General features: G+C 53.2%; 2 protein-coding genes. One reads left to right on the top strand and one right to left on the bottom strand.

Translation table 11 applies throughout. The annotated features are described in order from the left end of the window. Positions 1–209: 209 nt before the first annotated feature. A complete protein-coding gene (locus Q0369_RS06980) occupies positions 210–1,106 on the bottom strand; it encodes a radical SAM protein (protein ID WP_298097817.1) in 897 nt (298 codons plus the stop codon). 291 nt (positions 1,107–1,397) lie between these two features. On the opposite strand from Q0369_RS06980, the gene Q0369_RS06975 reads away from it, so the two are divergent. Beyond that, positions 1,398–2,455, top strand: a 1,058-nt coding sequence (locus Q0369_RS06975; protein ID WP_298097814.1) for a DUF3137 domain-containing protein, incomplete at its 3' end; no start/stop codon positions are given.

The raw sequence follows: 2,455 nt of genomic DNA, 5'->3' as shown, positions 1-2,455 counted from the left end.
AAATTTAACGCTAGCTAGCATTGCGCTGCCTTTAGCTCGCGCGGTAGGCGCTCTATCTATGGCAACGCAACTTCGGCATTAAATTTAAACGCGCTGTCTTTGCGCCGCCTCTCTAGCTTGCGTACGGCGGGCGCCGCCTGCGATGACGCCTTCATGCAAACCGCTTTTTGCTGCGTTGCGCCGCAAAAGAACTTTTAAAATTTAACGCCCTAGCCTTTTGCGATCTCGTAAAAACCGTCTTTGAAAACAACCTTGCCTGCATCCGCAAGGCGCTTTAAAAGCTGTGCGCTTTTTTCGTCAAACATCGCCTCCACGTCGCTAGTGCGCTGAGGACGACGTGCCAAAGTATGCAATATCTCATCCTCGCTAAAGCTCAGCCGCTCGCTTGCGTATTTGGGCGCGGCGATGATATTTACGTTTTGATTTTCGATGAAAGTGGCTAGATAGCGCAGCTGCGCCTCGCTCACACCCTGCACGCGATATGCGGGCGGGCGATCGATCGTACCGAGATCGATCCGGTGCGGATTGATGCGAGCTAAAGCCGCATTCAGCGCTGCGAAATCCTCTTGCGTGTCGTTGATGCCGCGCACGACTAGGATTTCTATATCAAGCTCGCCGCGAAACTCGCGCGCGAAATCCGCGATCGCGCTTACGATATCCTCGGCGCTAATGCCCGCGTGCGGGCCGTCCACCTTGCGAAAGCTTTTCGCAAGCACGCTATCTAGCGAAAATTTGCAAATATCAAGCTTCGCTAGCGCCGCGCTATTTTCGCGCACGAGCGAGCCGTTTGACAAAACGAGCAGCTTCTGCGGCAGGTTCAGCGCCTTTAGTGCATCCACGAGCTCTGCAAAGCGCGGATACAGCGTGGGCTCGCCGTTCGCAGTAATCGTGATGACATCAATGCCCGCGTGGCTTTGCAGCGCGGTTTTCAGCTCGGCGATAACCGGGCCGATCTCACAGGGCTCGCTCATCGCGCTCACCGGCCTAGCTGCGCCCAGCTCGCAATAAACGCAGTTGAAGTTGCACTGCTTGCGCTGCGGGCTCAGATCGATGCCGAGGCTGCGCCCGAACCTACGCGAGGCGACGGGCCCGAAAATATATCTCATTTTTGCTCCATGATTTGATTTGCGGGGTTTGCTTGCGCGCAAAAATTTCGCTTTAAATTTTGCTTCCGCGTGCCGAAATTTAGCGCCGTTTTTATGCGAAATTTCACTTCCGCGCGCCGCCCCACTACGACGAAATTTTAAACTTAGAGCTTTGAATTTATCCTTAAATTTAGGGGGCTGTGTAAAATCCATATAAAAAATTCACATTATGTGCGGACGAGTAAGCTTTGAAATTCCAAAATCCCTAGAATTTCGCTAAAATTGCGGGTAAATTTTAAAAAAGGCGAAATTTTGACTATTTACGATTTGGAGCGCCTGCGACTGGACGCGAAAAAGCACGTGGAGCAGCTAAAGTTTATCGTCGTCATAAGCACGGTGGCCCTGTTTGCGGTATTCGGCGCCATCGCGTATTTCGCGCGCAGGCAGGGCGTGCAGAGCTTTAGCGCGACGCTGCTTATGCTGCTGGCGGTCGCCTCGCTCGCCGTGAGTCTGCGCGAGGTGCACTTAAACGGCTGGCAAAAGGATCTCATCGGCACGGAAAATATTTTGAAATTTGGCGCGGTCGCGATCTCGTTTTTGATCTTCAAATACTCCGCTGCCCTGCCGCAGGCGTTGATAGGCTTGGCCGCGCTCGCGCTCGCGGTGTGGCTAGCGACGCGGCTTTACGCGCTCGGCGTAAGAAGCATGCAAGAGATCTTTACGGGGCGGTACCGCCAAAGCTATAAGCAGCACTATCTGGCGCCTTTCGTGCGCAAGCTCGGCTACGAATACGTCTCCTACGGCAGCGTGCCGTTTTGGCGCGTGGTGCAAAGCGATCTGTTCGAGTTCATCGAAAATCTGCGCGGCAACGACCGCGTGGGCGGCGCGTGGCAGGGGGTGAGCTTTGAGTTTAGCGACGTGAGCTTTTTTCATCAAAATTTGCAGCACGAGCTCGTGGGGGCGTTTTTCGTAGCGGAATTTAACAAGCGCATCATCGCGCCCGTTTTCATCTATCCGCGCGAGATACAAAACAAACAGCACATTGATCTAAAGCCCGTTGCGATGGATAACGTGGAGTTTGCCGCGCGCTACAAGGTGCTTAGCGACGAGCCGCAAAACGCGATGTACGTGCTAACCCCTGCATTTATGGAGCGATTTTTGGCGGTGGGCGATGCGCTCAGAGCGCAGATCTGGGCGAGCATCAGAGAGCAGCGGATCCATATTTTTGTACACACTAGGCGCGATAATTTCGAGCCTAGCGTCTATGAAAGCGTGCTGCGTCGCGACCCCGCAAGCGAGATAAAGAGCGAAATTTTAAGCTTTTTGAGTATCGTTAAAATTTTAAAATTGAACGTGAGGATTTGGATTTA

This window comes from uncultured Campylobacter sp. (assembly GCF_938030685.1).
Classification (GTDB): Bacteria; Campylobacterota; Campylobacteria; order Campylobacterales; family Campylobacteraceae; genus Campylobacter_B.
This window is presented reverse-complemented; position numbering and strand designations above follow the sequence as displayed.

Excerpts from the sequence above, each read along its gene's own strand:
- Q0369_RS06980 (WP_298097817.1), bottom strand. The coding sequence starts at position 1,106 with ATGAGATATATTTTCGGGCCCGTCGCCTCGCGTAGGTTCGGGCGCAGC.